This window comes from Pseudoalteromonas luteoviolacea, assembly GCF_018100925.1.
Taxonomy (GTDB): Bacteria; Pseudomonadota; Gammaproteobacteria; order Enterobacterales; family Alteromonadaceae; genus Pseudoalteromonas; species Pseudoalteromonas obscura.
In genome coordinates this window covers 213152-230780 of the sequence record NZ_JAGJEH010000002.1, presented here as the reverse complement: position 1 = coordinate 230780, position 17629 = coordinate 213152, and the positions used below count along the sequence as shown (strand labels likewise).

10 protein-coding genes are annotated in these 17629 nt (G+C 42.7%); 6 read left to right on the top strand and 4 right to left on the bottom strand.

Annotated features, from left to right (window positions below):
- The first annotated feature begins 215 nt into the window (after positions 1–215).
- From J8M00_RS03955 to J8M00_RS03945, 3 genes are all read left to right on the top strand, one after another.
- On the top strand, positions 216–1652 hold the full coding sequence (locus J8M00_RS03955; RefSeq protein ID WP_211009044.1) for a glycoside hydrolase family 15 protein: 1437 nt from the start codon (positions 216–218) through the stop codon (positions 1650–1652).
- A gap of 346 nt (positions 1653–1998) precedes the next feature.
- On the top strand, positions 1999–2829 hold the full coding sequence (locus tag J8M00_RS03950) for an MBL fold metallo-hydrolase (protein WP_211009043.1): 831 nt from the start codon (positions 1999–2001) through the stop codon (positions 2827–2829).
- A 38-nt stretch (positions 2830–2867) separates the two neighbouring features.
- A complete protein-coding gene (locus tag J8M00_RS03945) occupies positions 2868–4523 on the top strand; it encodes an alpha-keto acid decarboxylase family protein (RefSeq protein ID WP_211009042.1) in 1656 nt (551 codons plus the stop codon).
- Between the two features lie 329 nt (positions 4524–4852).
- Here J8M00_RS03945 and J8M00_RS03940 read toward each other — a convergent pair whose 3' ends face one another.
- Both J8M00_RS03940 and J8M00_RS03935 read right to left on the bottom strand, forming a co-directional pair.
- The gene (locus tag J8M00_RS03940) at positions 4853–8869 is read right to left on the bottom strand and encodes a PKD domain-containing protein (RefSeq protein ID WP_432652260.1); all 4017 of its coding nucleotides are present in this window, start codon (positions 8867–8869) and stop codon (positions 4853–4855) included.
- Between the two features lie 244 nt (positions 8870–9113).
- On the bottom strand, positions 9114–10346 hold the full coding sequence (locus tag J8M00_RS03935; RefSeq protein WP_211009040.1) for a DEAD/DEAH box helicase: 1233 nt from the start codon (positions 10344–10346) through the stop codon (positions 9114–9116).
- A 141-nt stretch (positions 10347–10487) separates the two neighbouring features.
- On the opposite strand from J8M00_RS03935, the gene codB reads away from it, so the two are divergent.
- Positions 10488–11717 carry a cytosine permease gene (codB, locus tag J8M00_RS03930; protein ID WP_211009039.1) on the top strand — a complete coding sequence of 410 codons (1230 nt, stop codon included), beginning with the start codon at positions 10488–10490 and terminating at the stop codon, positions 11715–11717.
- On the opposite strand, the gene J8M00_RS03925 is transcribed toward codB, so the two are convergent.
- Together J8M00_RS03925 and J8M00_RS03920 are read right to left on the bottom strand one after the other, a co-directional pair.
- Positions 11696–12424 (bottom strand): hypothetical protein, encoded by a 729-nt coding sequence (locus J8M00_RS03925; protein ID WP_211009038.1) that lies wholly within the window; start codon positions 12422–12424, stop codon positions 11696–11698. The two genes, codB and J8M00_RS03925, sit on opposite strands and share 22 nt — an antisense overlap.
- A 9-nt stretch (positions 12425–12433) precedes the next feature.
- Positions 12434–13042 (bottom strand): hypothetical protein, encoded by a 609-nt coding sequence (locus tag J8M00_RS03920; protein WP_211009037.1) that lies wholly within the window; start codon positions 13040–13042, stop codon positions 12434–12436.
- 440 nt (positions 13043–13482) lie between these two features.
- On the opposite strand from J8M00_RS03920, the gene J8M00_RS03915 reads away from it, so the two are divergent.
- On the top strand, positions 13483–16110 hold the full coding sequence (locus J8M00_RS03915; protein WP_211009036.1) for a TonB-dependent receptor domain-containing protein: 2628 nt from the start codon (positions 13483–13485) through the stop codon (positions 16108–16110).
- A 138-nt stretch (positions 16111–16248) separates the two neighbouring features.
- Entirely contained in the window at positions 16249–17112 is an 864-nt protein-coding gene (locus J8M00_RS03910) for a bile acid:sodium symporter family protein (RefSeq protein ID WP_211009035.1), read from the top strand.
- Positions 17113–17629: the final 517 nt, after the last annotated feature.

The window sequence follows — 17629 nt, the reverse complement described above, 5'->3', positions numbered from 1 at the left end:
GAAACATTTGTGTTTTTCTTATTAAATTAATAACTTGTTAAAAAAATCAAAATATTTAAGCAGTCAGCAATTTTTTGTGTATATACTTTCTGATGCACTTAGTGCGACTACAACGGATTGCTAATGTGAGACAGTTAGTGAATGAACTAGGTTGTATGTTTGAATTCTCACACCGACATTCCGAGACAGTAAACAGACTTATTCTTGGAACACTTATGACAACTCAAACGAATACACTGCTCAAAACAGAGCAAGAATACCTTACATCTATCGATGCTCAGTCCCTTGATAAATGGACGAAAACAGCCAGACAACACGTATTGGAGAGAATGATCTCTAATATTTCACCTGACGACGGAGAGCGCGGTGCTGTTTTAGCTTCCCCTTCGCGCACGAATCCTAACTATTACTACCATTGGGTAAGAGATGCAGCCCGCACCATGAGCGAAATTGCTAAACTAAATGGGCTGGACCATAGAAACTTTAAAGACAAATACTACGACATGATGATTGATTATGTTGAGTTTACTAAGATCAACCAAACCACTCCAACTGTCAGCAACAGTCTCGGCGAACCTAAGTTTTACGTCACTGGACAAGCGTTTAATGGGCCCTGGGGAAGGCCGCAAAATGATGGGCCTGCACAACGTGCACTCACCATTACTCGCTGGGCAAATATCCTGCTAAAAAATGGTGAGAAAGACTACGTAACTGGTACCCTTTATGATTCAAAAGAACCGTCATTTAGCATTATCAAGGCTGACTTAGACTTCGTTGCTAATCACTGGCAAGACCCTTGTTTTGATTTATGGGAAGAAGTTGACGGTACACACTTCTATACTCGCATGCTCCAGCGAACCGCTTTGCGAGAAGGCGCTGACCTTGCCAACATACTCAATGATCCAGGTGCTGCTGATTACTACAATCAACAAGCTTCACTCATTGAGAGCGCAATGGATGATTTTTGGAGCGAAGAAAAAAGTCATTATTTAACAACTTTAAATCGTGTTGGTGGCTTGGACTACAAAGCATCTAATCTTGATGTCGCAACAACCTTAGGTATTTGCCAAGCACTGTCTGATTCTCATCCATTTATAAACCCACACGAAGATAAAGTACTGGCAACCGCTTATGCACTGCATCAAGCATTTGATCCTCTTTATTCAATAAATTCGCTTGAAAGCACCACGTCTGGAGATCCTATCGCGCCGGGTATTGGGCGTTACCCTGAAGACAAATATGCAGGCAGCGCACCACTTGGGCAAGGCAATCCTTGGTTTTTGTGCACCGCCTCTCTGAGCAGTATTTGTTACAAAGCTGCCGCCTTATTCACTGAGCAGAAAAACATTGAAATCAATAAATACAATCTTGGCCAGTTAACACTTGCAGTAAAACTTGTCGATACAGACTGCAAACTTGAAACAGGCGAATGTTTTAGCAGTCGCACCAAGACCTTCAAAACAATTATTGTCGGTTTAAAAGCTTTAGGTGATGCCTACCTGAGACGGATACAAATCCATGCCGGAGAAGAAACATCTTTATCCGAGCAATTCAGTCGCTACGATGGGTTTATGACCAGTGCAGAGCACTTAACTTGGAGTTATGTGTCAGTTGCTATTGCCATTGATTTGCGAAATGCCCTGAAGATTTGAACTGACCGACAGCCACCAGTACTAAACTGGTGGTCGTTTAAACACTTAATCAAAGACGTATTTTGCCAAAAAGCATCGCTAAAAACGCTTTTAGGACGTGGTAAAAACTGAAAATGGACGTTGAAATGAATAAAACTCAGTCACTCGATATGCTTTACAAAGGTTCGCTTTTACGCCCATGTAAAGCAATTTCAATCAACTCCGATACTTCTGCGATACCCTTTGGCAGCTCAATTACCTCATACAGTATTAATCTGAAACATACCACTGCTGCACTCTTTCAGCTGACGCAAAGCACCGGGCAACGGTGTTTTGTCACTTTTATCTTTTACAGCGAGTAAATGCCATGAACATACCGATCACTAACCCTATTAAGATTGTCGTTAAGCAATCTGGTCAGGTGAAAATCCATACTTTTATCTCCTCTTACGAAGGCGACAACATCGCCAATGCCACGCATATCATAGAGAGCGAAAATGTACTGGTGCTCATTGATGGTCAGTTTTTAAGCCCATATGCGAAAAAATTCCGTGAGTATGCCGACAGCTTAAAAAAACCCATTGAAAGATTATATTTATCCCATCGCCACCCTGATCATTGGTTTGGTCTTGGTGATGCTTTTGCGGATGTAGAAATTTACACGCTGCCAGAAACCATTGAGTTCCTCAAAGAGCACGGGGAGGAATCTCGTGAAGATCACATGGGGAAATTAGGTGATTTAGCACCTGAAAAGGTTGTGATCCCACAACATGCTGTGTATCCAGGCGTTGAAATTATCGATGGCGTTAAATATGTAATCGAACGGATCATAGATACTGAAATTGATTATGGTATTACCTTAAAGTTACCTGATTTAGGCGTATTCATTGCACAAGATTTAATATATAGCGGCACACATTTATACCTGACTAAATACCTCGACCACTGGATGGAGCAGTATGAAGATATGCTGATATCAGATTACGAACTGTTTTTGCCCGGTCACGGCGCTCCAGCAGATAAAAAAGAAGTTACCGAAAACCTTAAGTATCTCATTGCCGCTAAACAAGCAATTGCAGATGGACTTAAGAATGAGGCATTCAAAGAGTTTATGCTACACAAATTCCCGACACGGCAATGCCCAGCCATTTTCGATATTTACTTACCCAGACTGTTTGATGGCGCTAGTGAATACTAACAAAGTTTGATGTTAACTCATTTTATAGGTGGATCAGCATGGATACACAATACACAGTAGGACAATATTTAACTCAACGGCTAGAAGAGCTAGGGCTCGGCCACTTATTCTCTATCGCAGGTGATTACACAATTGAGTGGATCAACAAACATATTGAGCCCAGTAGTATCGAATTAGTCGAAGAGGTCAACGAGCTAAACGCAGGGTACGCCGCTGATGGTTATGCCAGATTGAAAGGCATTGGCGCTATGTGTTTCACATATTCAGCAGGTACCTTAAGTGCCGTCAATGCCGTTGCCGCTTCTTACGCAGAACGTATACCTGTGGTCGTCATCAATGGAGCACCAAGTATTCAGAAGCGCCTGACAGCGCAACAAACCGGGTTTACATATCACCATATGATAGACGGTGAAACTGATTTAAATATTTACAAAAATATCACGGCAGCCGCCATTAAATTGGACAACCCAGAGCTGGCACCTAGGTTAATTGACTATGCCTTAACTGAATGTATCTCACAAAAAAGGCCAGCTTATATTGAGCTGCTAGAAGATATGGTTGAGCAGCCCTGTGCAGCTCCTGTTGGCAAACTAGTACCGCTTACGCCTATCCCACTGCAAGATAACGTTGACAAAGCCGTTGACAAAATTCAGCAGTCGCTGGCAGGGGCCAAGCGGCCAATTGTGTGGCTTGGCGCTGAAGTAGATCGAATGGGACTTCATGATCAAGCAAATGCATTGATCAGAAAACTGAACCTCCCCTATGTAACCGAACTCATCAGTAAAGCGGTATTCTCAGAAAATGACCCACTTTTTGCTGGTGTATTCGACGGCCAGGCTTCTTCTGCGATCACTCAAGAGTTAGTAGAAGAATCCGACTTTATTTTGGGGCTAGGTGTATGGCTTTCGGATATTAACTCCCTTGGCCAAACCGTCGACTACGACAAAACAGCGTTGGTTGCTTGGGACACTGTAAAACTAGGTACTTATTTTGTGCCACAAGTACCACTGGCCAATTTTATTGAAGCGCTCACCCTGCAACCTTTGAGTGACTTGCCATCGTGTGCAATCCCCTGCGATGTACCAAATATCTGCGAAAGCCTGAGTGGTTCCATCACATATCAGGGTTTTTACGACTATATCCAAGATAAAGAGTACATAAATGACAATGTGTTGATAGGTAGTGACGCCAGCTTAAACTTTTTTGGTAGTCTACTGTTAAAAGTAGGTACCCCGAGAGGATTTGTCGCGCAGCCAACGTACTCATCCATTGGCTATATTGGACCTGCTGCAACGGGCATGAGCCTTGCGAAAAAAGACCACCAGCGCGTGTTTGTTTTCTCAGGGGATGGTGGTTTTCAAATGACACCACAATGCCTATCTACACAAACAAGGTTTAAGCTCAACCCCATTATATTTGTGATGGATAACGGCGTATATGGCGTTGAACAATGGCTGTACGATGCAGAAATTTTTTCAAGTGATCAGCCATTTTTCGAATCTTGTATTTTGCACCAGTGGGACTATTGTAAGCTCGCAGACGTATTTGGATGTAAGGGTTGGACTGTCAACACCTATGAAGAACTCAATAACGCAATTCTAGGAGCTCTTGAGAACTTAGATAGCCCTTCGCTAATTCAAGTTAAAGTGCCACCTAAATCTTTACCTGATAATGCGAAGTGGAAGAAAAAATAAGTGTGACTAAACAGTCATTTATTAAGTGCGATTAGTATAAGAAAAAACCAGCGAAAGCTGGTTTTTTTGTCCTCGCGCTATTTGAAAGCTTGGCTCAAAGATTGAGATATTTAGTCAAACTACCGTTTATGCGTTATGCCGAGGCTACAAGGGGGCGGCTCAATAGTCTGATCACAAGGTGTCCAAAATATGAAAATGCACCATGTATGGCGACTCAAAAATCATACTTAAAAATCCAATAGAGAGCAGAAAACCATTTGCACGCCTGATTGGATTAATCAAACAGCCCACAGCGACGACAAGCTTTGCCGCCGCGCGGACACTATGAATTACTGATAACTCAAAAAGATTTCATTTGCCTCAGAGCATGAGTCACTCTCTGCGTAATAGCATACCTTAAGTCCATCACTAGAAGCTTCAAGCAACTGCACATAATAGTATTCATCCTGAATGTGATATTTGATCCTACCGGCCTCGTCTAACTGAGCATCACCTTGCCCAAATGAAGTATCCATTTTATATACACCATTGACATACCATGTACTCCACATATGCTTATTTTCGCCTATAGTTTGATATAATTTGAATTGAGATAGCATAAAGGGTTCAAACTTTGTGAAACTTTCCCCAGAGCTTCGCTCTATTACCCTAAGCATGGAAGTTTCAGATAACCCGTCATTGATTTTATAAGTATCAAGTGTAAATAACGTTTTTTCCCCCTGAGCAAGCGGCATTAATCGCCGATATGCTCGCTCAACACACTCAGGCTTTTCATTGGTGCAACTAGCATCCGTTTGATGCGTTTCTGAATTCCAAAAATCTTGTAGGTACAGCTTATTGTCGTCAAAATAAGCGTGGCTATACGTAATAGCGGTTCCCATCCTAACAATACCGTTGCCGTAAACTTCCATCCCTTCTAAACCTGCTAGTTCTGAGCCATTTTTAATCCGCCAAACACTTGGAGAGTTTTCAATAATTGGTGCTGTTGTTTGATGCTTGACCATTATACCAGCCCCTTTTTGCAATGCAGACATATAAGGCCCTGATTCATATCGTGCACTAAACTGATAACTGCCATCGAGCTCTTTCAGCAAAGATACATGGATGATATTGCTATAGTCTCCCATCTCAATGATCTCGATATAATTACCATGCCATGACCAACTAATTGACGTGACCTTTTCCCCGCTTTGGATTTCGCCTTCTCCATTTTCTTTGAGCACTAGTTGGTACGTATCTAACCAAGGTAAATATGCATCTTTACTCATATGCTTCGTAAAATAGAAGTGCTCAGCTGCCCCATAGCCCAGTGACCAAGTTCCCAAAAACTGCGTCTGTGTCAGGCTAATCTCAGCAAAGTCTCGCCTATCATCTAACACATCAACCAAACTATCTACAAGGTGAATTTCGCCTTGATTGTTCAATTGACGGTGCCAAACAACCTCGATCCCTTCTGCATGCTTATTCAGGTCAAAGCCAGTAATTACAACCTCAATGAAATCATCACTGGAGGCTGTTACTTTATCCAGAGAAACTGTTTGCGGTTGTGTCAATTGTGCCGTTATCCCTCCTCCTTCAGCCGCCTGCCAAGTAAAGTTTGAGTATAAAGCTCCATGAGACACTAACCCCTCTCCAGAAGCTCGAATGTCAATGTCGAAATGCTCAGGCGCATAAAAACCCTTTCGAAGTAGTCGCAGCTGCCCAATGAAGTCATTTCCTTTGATAAATTTAGCTGTAATGTGACAAGACATAGGTGGCCTATAAACTTCAAACGTCATGCTTTGATCATAAAAATAACCATTACAGCCAGAAATTTCGCTCACGATGTAGCCATTACTTGGCTCCACAGTCAATGACAGTACCTCACCAAGCCTTGGCTTGTCAGTATGTGCAATCAATGTACCTTGTCCTTCGACGGTCACAGTAAAATCCAATTCAGGGCCTAAGGTGGAAAATGTAGCGGTATTTGATTCATCACATTGGCCGCTAACGGAGCGAATGCACACCTCGAGTTCAGTTGACGATACAACTTCTGCAAAAAGCACTAATTGTTCATTCGTATCATCATTAGATAACACCATGTATGTGCCTTTATCTTCAACTCGGTAAGCAACGCCTTTGTATTCAGCAACTGCATAACAAGGACCGCTAGGGCATTGCATCTCGAATTTCAGTGTATCATCTAGACCGTAAAGCGTGCTGGTTTGACTATATGGCATTAAAGTATTGAGAAGCTGTTGTCCATCTTCTGAGTGGATTGTAAAAAACTTCAAATATGATTGACTCTTAGGAACTGTGGGGGAATAAATATTTGGCTTGGTATACCTAACGGCAATGTCGTTACCAAAAACTCCCACAAATTCAAATACGCCTGCTGAATTAAATTGGCAAGATGATTGGGTGGTTTCACAGTGACTGACCTTATGACCATTCCATTGAAACTCCCCCAGCTCAATCTGCCCTTGCTCTAAAGCCCATACACTTGAATACCCAAGTTGAGTTAGATAAGTGTTGTCTTCAAAAAAGAAAAATTGTCGACTGTCATATTGTGAGTTAGTACTAGTCCAACTTCCTATAAAGTCAAAACTATCAAAGCCCGACGCCTGTTGCTTCACAAATACTGCGCCATTTAAGATTGAGTCGCTTTCTTTCAAGTGACCAAATACCTTGGTATTGAATTTACCTGAAGTGTGATCGAGAATCTGGTAGGCTACTCTCTTATCTGTGTTCTCCAACACCAACTCAGTTTCTGTTAGGTGCCACTGCCAAGTAATTTCGCCTGAGCCTTGGCTTGCAGTACCATCTGCAAAAAATTCAAGCTTTAGAGTCTCTCCAAACGAGTACTCAAGCATATGGTGCTGAACATACCACTCCCCCACCAATGCCTCTTCATTTATCGATATGTCAGGGGTTGTTTTAAGTAGGTTTGCAAAAGCTTCTGTACTATTTTTTAGCGGTGTAGGCATTAAGTCAAAAATTAAGCCATGCTCATATGAAACATAGGCCTCTATCACACCATTTCGCTCTTCTATCATAGTGAGCGATAAATGATTAAGGACTGTCTTAGCACTCGCCCCAAAGTCCGTCTGAACACCTGGCGGTACTATTACCACAGGCTCTGCAAAAGATAATGTCACAACTTGAGCATTTTTTTCCCAATTAAAGCTTGCAGATTCTCCAGCCGTAATTGTTCCAGTACCATCTTCATTAAAGGTGAGGTTGACTAACAAACCATGCATTTTATTTGGGATGGAAAGAGTGTAATCTCCTATCAATTCCGATGCCAAACCAGGCAGTAATGTTGCATCCTCAAGTAACCCTTCTGACGCTTTCTTGAGTAACTCAGGATGTGTAACTTCAAGTTCAGAATATAGCTGCTCTGCACCCGATTTGTCTGATACCAATGCGAGTGTTGAACTGAATTTGGTCGGCAAAAGGTCAATATCGTTATCAACAATCGCTTTTATTAAGGTTGCTAGCTTCATCTTTTCAGCTGTATCAACTAACAGCAGTGTATCCTGTAACTGAGCAAGAGAGTCAAATGCGCCCTCATGCTTAGATAGTTGTGCGTACTCAGCCGTCGTTACATTGGTAACATTAACACCAAATAACTCAGTTGCCAGCAAGACTTTATCCGCTCCGGATTTGATAACGATTTCATCAATACTGGGCAATTGTGAAATAAACTCTACGCGAGACTGATCACCAACCCCCTGAGCATGTAATTGCACCAGCGCAGCCTTGCTTGATTCATCTGCTGCGATATCAAGGGTATACTCCCCTTGTGCATTCGCGATTGCAGTAAACGTCTCATTGCCTATCGTCGCTGTTACCGTCGCATTAGGGATCGGCTGGTCCGTAACCATGCCTTGTAATTGCACGGCTATTTCATTGCGCTCGAAAATAACAGTGTGAGTAGCAGTCTCTTTCGCACCTCGATCATCTGTGACTGTAACAGTGAATGTGATGGCGACATCTTGTTGAATATCTGGGGTACTTAACTCTAACTTCTGACTATCTGTACCAGATAAACTAACCTCAAGCTCTGCATCATGTTGCCAATGATAACTAACAATTGTGCCATCGGTATCAGACGCGTTGGCAGTCAAAACCAAAGCTTGACGCTCTTGTCCACTTACTTCACCTTCAATCTCAACAGTCGGCTTTTGATTATCAGGTGTTATAGGTTGGGGCTCTGGGGTTGTCGGTTGCGGTTCTGGGGTAGTCGGCTGCGGCTTGACTGACGGCGTTTCTGTAGAAGTCGGTTGAGGTTGAGACTCCTCACTACCACCTCCACAGCCAAAAAGGAATGCAACTAATGCAAATAGGCACCCTTTTGATATCATTGAAGACAATTGCATTTTCCTAAAATATATAGCTTAAATTGCGCGCAGATTACACACTTATCCGGCCGGATTCAAGGAACAATATTGTACAATTGTAAATAAAATTAAATAATACATAATTCCCAAAATTGAGTGGGGCTGAGGCTAATTAATTGGCTCTTCGAACTGAGATAAAGGTTCTTAATGTAATTTTTGAAAGGAAGGATTATTACCATAAAAGAAGGCGCAAACTGCGCCCTTCATATTATTTTTTTCTTCGTCTGGTTCGCTGCCCCAATATCCGTTTCTTGTCTCGCTGTTTTCTCGACTTGCTGGTATTTTTACGGTTGTCTTTCGGCTCTTTTGTCAAATCTGGCTCATAGCCTGCCAACCACTGAGGTGTTAGTCGGGTATCTAATAGCACTTCAATTTCTTCCAGTAGCCATTGCTCATCAATACTCACTAAAGAGATCGACTGACCGCTATTTCCTGCGCGGCCAGTACGCCCTATACGATGAATATAGTCTTCAGCAACAAAGGGGAGTTCTGCGTTAATTACATAGCTTAGTGCTTTGATATCAATACCTCGAGCAGCTACATCGGTCGCCACCAGCACCCGTGTTTTTCCTGATTTAAATTGCTCTAACGCACGCTCGCGTGCCCCTTGAGACTTATCACCATGAATAGCTAATGTTGCTAACCCATCTTTGTTAAGTTCGCTGGCATAATCATCTGCGGCTTTTTTGGTGCGCGTAAATACCAATACTTGCTGCCAGTTATTTTTACCAATTAAATGGGCAATCAACTCACGCTTTCTATCTTCATCAACCGCGTAAAATGTCTGATCGACATTGTCTGCGGTGCTGTTTTGTTGTTCAACACCAACACGCTCCGGGGTGTTTAACCACATTTTTACTTGCGATAAAACACTGTCATCCATTGTCGCAGAAAAGAGCATTGTTTGACGTTTTTCAGGCATTTTTCGCATTATACGCTTAATTTCACCAATGAAGCCCATATCTAGCATGCGGTCTGCCTCATCAAATACTAGATGAGTAATGGCGCTCAAAGACAAAGTGCCTTTGATCATGTGATCCAGTAAACGTCCAGGTGTCGCTACGACAATATCAACCCCTTCTTTTAAGGTTTTTTCTTGCGGTCCAATATTTGCGCCGCCGTACAAACAAGCGACTCTGAGATGACTGAACTTAGCTAAACGTTTGGTGTCTTTTGCAACTTGCTGAGCAAGCTCTCTTGTGGGAGCCAAAACCAGCGCACGGACGGCAGGAGCTTCAAAATCACTCTGCACTAAACTATTTAAAATAGGCAGCATAAAGGCAGCTGTTTTTCCAGTTCCAGTCTGCGCAGTTGCAAGCAAGTCTTTACCTTGCAAAATAAGTGGAATGCTCAACGCTTGAATTTGTGTTGGTTCAGTGAATTCTAAATGCGCTAAAGCTTGGTTTAGTTCATCTGCAAGATTTAAAGATTGAAAAGACATGATAGCCTATAAGTACTGCCAAAGATGCGCGCAGTATAGCAAAACTGAGCAACCCTTGTGTACATTGTAAATACAACCCCTCTCCATATTTGTGCTGCATTTGCATTTTACACTAAGCCATCCCATTTATTTGGAGTACCAATGACGACCCATGAATTTGAACTGAGCCCAGTACCGACTGAAGCGCGACGCGCCTCTATTGCAATGACCATGCTGATGCTTGGCCTCACCTTTTTTTCTGCAAGCATGTGGACTGGGGGGAAACTCGGCGTTGGATTGTCACCGAATGACTTTTTTACGGCGGTCTTAGTGGGAAACCTTATTTTAGCCCTATACACTGCATTTTTGGCTTATATCGGTGCTAAAACTGGTCTTTCAACGCATTTACTAGCACGCTTTTCGTTTGGTATTAAAGGGTCATGGTTACCGTCAGCCTTACTAGCAGGTACTCAAGTTGGTTGGTTTGGTGTTGGTGTTGCCATGTTTGCGCTCCCGGTCAATAAAATTACAGGCATTGACATGAATTGGTTAATTCTTGGCGCAGGTATACTGATGACAATCACAGCTTATGTAGGGATTTCAGCACTTGTGGTGCTCTCGGCCATTGCAGTTCCGGCAATCGCTTTGCTCGGCGGCTTTTCCGTTTGGTTGGCCATTGACGGTGCTGGAGGCCTATCAGCTTTGGCTGCTCAACCAATTGCAGCACCTCTTAGTCAAACTCAAGCAATCACTTTAGTGGTGGGATCATTTATCTCAGCAGGCACGCTTACAGCAGATTTCATGCGTTTTGGAAAAAGCACCAAAAAAGCGGTGTTTATCACCATTGTGGCATTTTTAATTGGTAACAGTTTAATGTTTGTTTTTGGTGGGGCTGGGGCCGCTGCAACAGGTAAATCAGATATTTCCGAGGTACTGATGCTACAAGGCTTGATCCTCCCAGCCATCATAGTATTGGGCTTAAACATTTGGACTACCAATGACAATGCGCTGTACGCATCTGGGCTTGGATGTGCAAATATTACCGGTCTTCCAAGCCAATACCTCAGTGTATTCAATGGCATCATAGGTACAGTTTGCGCTCTTTGGTTATACAACCATTTTGTCGATTGGCTAGTATTTTTATCCGCCGCTATCCCTCCCATAGGCGGCGTCATCATCACCCACTATTTTACCCATAAAGCACAATATCAAGACCTTGACATTTCCCAAAACAAAAATGTTAATTGGTTCGCCATTACCAGCGTCATTATTGGGGTAGCGGCAGGACATAGTTTACCAGGAATAGTGCCAATCAATGCCATTATCGCGAGTGCGCTGAGCTTTTATCTCGCAACTTGGTGCCATACAAATCAATTGGCGCGGACAAAGTAATTACCGCTGGAGAGCATTGGAAAATCGTCTGAGATAGCATATATTTCAACGCGATACTCTCCACTTTGCCATTGGTTTCGAGACATCTTGATATAGTGCAAACGGTCTGCTGACTTTATTGATATATTTTTAAACGCCAACATTTGATTCGTGTCTTTATTAAACCACTTAACTAGCACTTTATGACCATGATCTGCGCCAGTTTCAAAGGTAGCAGTAACCTTTTTCACCTCAGCCTCAAATTCATTTTGATTGGCATACCCTGCAAGCCCTTCCGCTCCATTACTGAAGTAAACACGTGAAGGCCCATGGTTAAGCATTTCTACGTCATCATCATGATTTTCCCCCAGCGCTATTTTGCTGAGTCGCTCTGCCGCTTGTTTTATATCGGATATCCGTTCGATACTATCTTGGTCTAAAATTCCTTGCTGCAAAGCAAACTGAGCAATTTCTTCGTCGCTTGCAAACTTCAAAGCAAAACTAGATGCTGTCGATAACGCATCTGGTACAGTCTTTGTCTTGTTCTGTACTGGTAGTAACTTTTTTGATTCCGCACAGATTGGCATTAGCGTATCCTGCACAGGTTTTGAAACTGACTCAGCTGCCGCAATTGATTGCGTTTGAGGGGCTGACTTAAACCACAGCCCACTCAGGAGAACCCCCGCAAACAAACCCAGTGAAAAAAATATCAAGCTTTTTATGTTCACGGGTAGCTACTAGCTGTTAAATGCATTTTTCAGCCAAGTGTCTCGTTCTGAGATACAACTTGCTGAAGAGTCAAAGCTTTTTAGATAGTTAATTCTGTTATCGCCACACTGAGTATCAAACTTTTTAACCGGACCAAAACATGATGCAAGGGCTTTTTTACCATCTTCAATGTAACCTACACACAGGTTGTATTGGTCAGGTTGATTGTCTGGCAACTGGATCCCACCGCCAGAATTACCCGTAGAGTTGCTGCCACAATTCATTTGGTCAACAACAGTCAGCGCGTAATTGGCTGCTTTTTTGTATACGTTATATGTATCTTTGTAAGTGGTTGTGCGGCCAGTTTCTGGATCAGTACCTGTTTCACCACTTCGACAGGCATTCATTGCTGCAGTGAAATACACATCCGCATTGGCAATTTGAGATGATGCTTGAACCCCACAGGCATTTGCAGCTTTTCGATCAGCATCAGAGATCAGCTCAGTTAAGTTACAGCTATTCCCGCTACTACTTAAATCAACAGTCGCCTCATCTTCTCCGGTCCCTTCAGTACACGCAGAAAGCAGCCCTATACATGAAAACACAGCCAATAGTGTCTTTTTCGAGGTTCTAATCATGTTTTACTTCATCCCAATAGTATAAAAGCGCCGCATTCTATTGCCAAAAGAGCAACAAAACAAGGGGTGAGAATTGATGAAAAACGCCATAAATTAACACAAAATACAACAACATTATGAAATGTAAGCACTTTAACAATTAAAAACGGAACACAATTCCAGTGCGGTTTAAAGCCACATTCTCAATGGGAGAATCCATTGTATAAAAAGCGAACCGAAGGTATTTAAACAACTAACTTAAATATACTATGGCGAATAAATATAGCTTTTAGATTATTTTTTAAAATCACAACTTATTATTCCAAAATTAACAACTCAAGAAGGCGGTTTTATATGTTGTTTATAAATAAAGAAAAAAGCTGAAAGTGCGACAATTTGTCACATCTCAATGGTGCTTAAGTTATTTATACTCGCCGCAGTTTTTTTCATGAGTTGTCTTAATGTTTTTGTATTCTAAAATTTCTCTTGCACTTTTAGGCCTTGGCCTTTCTCACTGTGTTTTTGCACAACAAACCACACAAATTGAACGTTTTGCTGTCACTGGCTCAAAGATTCAGAATATTGACTTAGAATCCGTAAGCCCCATAACCACACTCTCATCTGAAGATCTTGCCGCAACCGGCGTGTCTAATATAGAAGAAGTATTGCAAAGCCTAAGTGCCTCGGCTGGCCCTGCAGGAAACGCCACCAATGCCTACTGGACCAGTAATGGCTATGCTACAGCACAAGTAAACTTGCGCGGTTTAGGGATAAAACGCACTCTAGTTCTACTCAATGGCAATCGCGTTGTTGCTGGCGGTACTGGTGCCAATGACAGCCCAGATTTAAACATGATCCCAATGGGCTTGATTGAGCGCATCGACATTCTAAAAGGTGGTGCTTCTGCCATCTATGGCGCAGATGCAGTCGCAGGTGTAGTTAACATAGTTACCAAATCAAATTTCGAGGGCACAAAACTCATTGCCAAAGTGGGTCAAAGCAGTAAAAAAGATGCCGAAAATGCAGAGCTCAACCTTTCTTTGGGCAAAAGCCTGGAAAAAGGTCAGGTTACCGTCAATATCAATTACGTCAACAATGGCAACGCCCTTCAATCTACCCGTAACCCCTGCCCCCTAACTGAAGAAAATGGCACGCTAGTTTGTACTTTATCAGGGACAACCATAGGCGGTCGCGCATTATTGGCTGATGGCCAAGAAGTTCAGTTCAATCAAACTAGTGGCCAAAACGGCGACCACTTTGAGCACTATGATAATCTTAAACATGGTTATAACTGGTTTAACGCACTCAATTCATACAGCCCGATGGAACGCCTTAATCTGGCAACATTTATCTCACATGAACTTTCAGAGTCGGTCCAATTCGATACATCGATACTTTATGCCAACCGTCAATCGGACCAAGTGGTCACACCCAGAAGTTTCCAGTCTGTAGAAGTATCAAAATATTTTGTCTACAACCCAACTGGCCAAGACCTCACTCTAAAACGCCGCAGAAATGTTGAAGTGCCAAACCCTGAGTTTTATCAAAAAACCAATACCACCCAATTGACTTTTTCTTTATCTGGGGAGCTATCAAATAGCTGGCTTTGGCAGGCGGATTACAACTGGGGAAAAAATACGGGCACTGATGGCTGGCGCTATGATTTTGACGATGCTCGAGTTGCGCAAACCCTCAATGCGGATATCTGCAGTACACAAGCTGGCGCCGCTATCCCATGCGGGGATTACTTTGGCGTCGCACAGCTCAGTCCTGATGTCATAAACTATGTCACCTATCAACGTGAAGGAACTGGCGGCAATCAACTTCAATCTCTCAGTATTGACTTAAATGGCGATATCGCCGAGCTGCATGCAGGAACGATGGCATTTGCCACAGGCCTCACAATGCGTAAAGAAAAGGGGTGGCGTAACCCTGACGCCGTCGCGATGAGCAATAACGAAGAAGATGCTATCGCGGGAAGCTCTGAAGTCACAGAAGCATTTGTAGAATTATCCATCCCTGTGTTGAGTGACCAGCCCTATGCTCACTCAGTAAAGACAGACATCGCATTACGCTACTCTGACTATCGAGATTTTGATGCTGAAACCACGTATAAGCTCGGTATAACCTGGCGCGTAAACTCCCAGTGGCTCTTAAGAGGCGTGCGTTCCAGTGCCTTTAGAACCCCTACAATCACCGAACAGTTTGGCGGTACAAATATAGAGAACCTTATCACGGTAGATCCCTGTGATGGTGCGAAAGGTTCACTACTAAATCACTGTAAGGCAGCGGGCATACCCAATGGGTTTGTGCAAGATGGTTCAACCGTTCGCACCGGTGTTGGCGGTAACCCTGACGTTGACGCAGAAACTGCAAATACTTTTACACTCGGTGTTGTTTATCAGAATACGTTGTTTTCAGCATCGCTGGATTATTTTAACATTGACGTAGACAATGCAATCAATGCTGTTTCCGGCTCTAATATGTTGCGTCTGTGTTACAGCGACCCTGTTGCCTATCAAGCATACTGTGACAATATAACCCGCGACCCTACAACACACCAAGTTATTAAACTCGAAAAACGCCCAATGAATGCAGCAAGTGAAGCGGTTTCTGGCGTAGATTTAAATATCAACTTATCCTCAACCTTTCAGAATATTTCGTATCGGATAAATTGGGATACAACCCGTCTATTGAAGCACAACAATACTGCTTTTGAAGGCGCAGAAACTGAAGTGCTACTAGGCAAAATAACGTCCGATAGAGGGAGTTTTGCAAAATGGAAATCTCACCTCGCTGCAAATGTAAACCTTGGACAGTGGCAAGGCACTTACAGTATCCAATACATAGGCAACGCTGAAGATGAAAATGGCGGCGGTCCAATTGGCAGCCAAGTCCCTAGCGTGACATATCACGATATACAAGTCGGTTATAGTGCTTCGGACTCGCTGGCTCTGGCATTTGGTATCGACAACCTATTCGACAAGCGCCCCCCCTTCTTAACCTCTTGGAATGATGCCAATACTGATGTCTTTACTTACGACACTGTCGGCAGGCGTGGCTACGTAAAAGTCTCTTATCAATTCTAATCCCTTATGGTGACGAGTAAGCACTTGTCACCAACGCCTCCTAACTTTTATCACATCGTACCTGTCTAATTTAGGTGTGACGACATGTCTATTCACTTGTTAAGATAAGCGCGTTTCACCTCAAACAAGGACTTATAAATGCCACCCGCTTTAATCGAAATAGGTTTACCTGTCGCGCTAATATTCATTATGGCGGGCGTAGGACTAAGCCTTAAACCAGATGATTTTAAACGTGTTTTATTACAGCCTAAAAGCTTTTTCATCGGTGCTTTTTGCCAGCTTGCTGTTTTGCCATTACTGGCCATCGCCACCATCGCCATCACGGGCTTAACTGGTGAGCTTGCTATTGGTCTGTTTATCTTGTCATTGTGCCCCGGCGGCACTACTTCAAACCTCTATTCATACCTAGCAAAAGGTGATGTTGGGCTTTCGGTATCCTTAACCGCTGTGGTCGGATTTATCACACCGTTCACCTTGCCATTTTTGGCAGCATGGGCGATTGGCCACTACGGTCAAAATGGCAATGTAATTGAGTTCCCAATCTTAAAGGCTTGGTTACAGCTCATAGTCGTGGGTGTTTTGCCAGTACTTATTGGTATGAGCATCAATGCAAAATGGCCTGAATTTGCTAAAAAAGCGAGTCCATATATTAGCTGGTTCTCCATTGCTGTGCTGCTTCTCGTTATCGTCAGCATCTGCTTTAAGCTGGGATCTAAGCTGGTCGATTACTTGATCATGGCTGGCCCCGCAGTGGTAATACTGAACCTAGCCTCAATGATCGCAGGATATGTTATCGCTGCAAATTTACTGCACAATGACACTCAAACTCGCACGATTACGCTCGAAGTTGGACTCCAAAACGGTACGTTGGCACTGTTAGTAACGACCGGCCTATTAGGTAATGAAGTCATGTCAATTGCGCCAAGCATATACGGTTTGTTTATGTTTATCAGTGCGGGAGCGTTTACTGCTTGGGCAATCAAAAAACATAAAACAAGCTGACCATCAGGTTAGCCCAGAAATCATAAACAATACTACCAAAGCGCTCTCCCGCGCTTTGGTAGTTTCCCCAACACCAATAAAACCCTCTCTTCATTTAATAAAAAACCAGAGATAAGAGATCTGCATATGTTGCCGGGGGATGTATCTGTCAAATTTTGGGTCTAGCACTGTTGAATTGTAAAATCACTTTGAGCATGTCCGTTACTCAGTTCAAAAATAGTAGTTTGAGACTGATTTATCAGTATTTAATCAAGGACCTCTACGTTTCTACTTTTAGTTTTCATTTTGCAAATTCGAACAAAATTGTCGTTAAACCTTAAAGGAGAAAATAAATAAGACACTGATATGTAGTTACTTTTATAAAAGTAAATTATGGCACAGGTTTCGCAAACTTCTGTATAAATCATTAGATCAAAAGTGCAACCACATAGAAACAATCTAAACGTTAGCCAAGCAAGAAGCGAACAAATGATGGTAATTATATAAATTTGTTTGTATCTGTAACCTGCGTGGTCTG

Excerpts from the sequence above, each read along its gene's own strand:
- J8M00_RS03955 (WP_211009044.1), top strand. The coding sequence starts at position 216 with ATGACAACTCAAACGAATACACTGCTCAAAACAGAGCAAGAATACCTT.
- J8M00_RS03950 (WP_211009043.1), top strand. The coding sequence starts at position 1,999 with ATGAACATACCGATCACTAACCCTATTAAGATTGTCGTTAAGCAATCT.
- J8M00_RS03945 (WP_211009042.1), top strand. The coding sequence starts at position 2,868 with ATGGATACACAATACACAGTAGGACAATATTTAACTCAACGGCTAGAA.
- J8M00_RS03940 (WP_432652260.1), bottom strand. The coding sequence starts at position 8,869 with ATGATATCAAAAGGGTGCCTATTTGCATTAGTTGCATTCCTTTTTGGC.
- J8M00_RS03935 (WP_211009040.1), bottom strand. The coding sequence starts at position 10,346 with ATGTCTTTTCAATCTTTAAATCTTGCAGATGAACTAAACCAAGCTTTA.
- codB (WP_211009039.1), top strand. The coding sequence starts at position 10,488 with ATGACGACCCATGAATTTGAACTGAGCCCAGTACCGACTGAAGCGCGA.
- J8M00_RS03920 (WP_211009037.1), bottom strand. The coding sequence starts at position 13,042 with ATGATTAGAACCTCGAAAAAGACACTATTGGCTGTGTTTTCATGTATA.
- J8M00_RS03915 (WP_211009036.1), top strand. The coding sequence starts at position 13,483 with ATGTTTTTGTATTCTAAAATTTCTCTTGCACTTTTAGGCCTTGGCCTT.
- J8M00_RS03910 (WP_211009035.1), top strand. The coding sequence starts at position 16,249 with ATGCCACCCGCTTTAATCGAAATAGGTTTACCTGTCGCGCTAATATTC.